Raw genomic sequence first — 649 nt, 5'->3', positions numbered from 1 at the left:
TCTCATCATCTGAATAACGAAGACCCGCGGTTACTTTTAAATCATCAGTAATAGTGTAATCAACTGAGCCGAATACAGCCCATGCTTTAGTGTCTTGCTGCTGACTAACAAAACCGTTTAATACGCCATTATTGGCTGTATCATAGCTAAAGTTTTCAATTGTTAATGCTTCGTCGAAGTAAAAAACACCCACTTGGTAATTTACGTCACCAGCAAAGTTGCTTGATAAGCGAAGTTCTTGCGTGTATTGGTCTTGGTCTGGAATACCATCAGCACTTTCTGAAGAGAAAGGAATAAAACCAGGGCCCATTGCAACTGGAACATCATTGATGGAGAACCCACCGTAGCCACCATCGATGTCAGCACGAGAGTAAATTTCTGCACTTTCCCAACCAGAGATTGACGTTACTGTATGGTTAGCTAAGTCCCACTCAAGCTTAAGGCTTGCACCTTGCGATTCCACTTGCTGCGTCGCACGAGATGCGGCATCGTGATACACCACGTCATTTTCAAAACCATCAACTAAATCGTTAGTACCAGGTTTGATAGTGTTAGCACGAAAGGCAATTGGAGAGCCATCTAAATCACGAACATGGTAATTAAATAATCCAGTGAAATCGTCACCTTCATATAAAAATTGAATACGGGC

1 protein-coding gene is annotated in these 649 nt (G+C 42.1%); it reads right to left on the bottom strand.

What is annotated here, in order from left to right; genetic code table 11:
• Nucleotides 1–649: TonB-dependent receptor domain-containing protein (locus tag CWB76_RS19435; protein WP_138609753.1), on the bottom strand; the 649-nt coding region annotated here is incomplete at both ends.

Origin of the sequence: Pseudoalteromonas sp. S1609 (assembly GCF_005887255.1) — a bacterium.
Lineage (GTDB): Bacteria > Pseudomonadota > Gammaproteobacteria > Enterobacterales > Alteromonadaceae > Pseudoalteromonas.
This window is presented reverse-complemented; position numbering and strand designations above follow the sequence as displayed.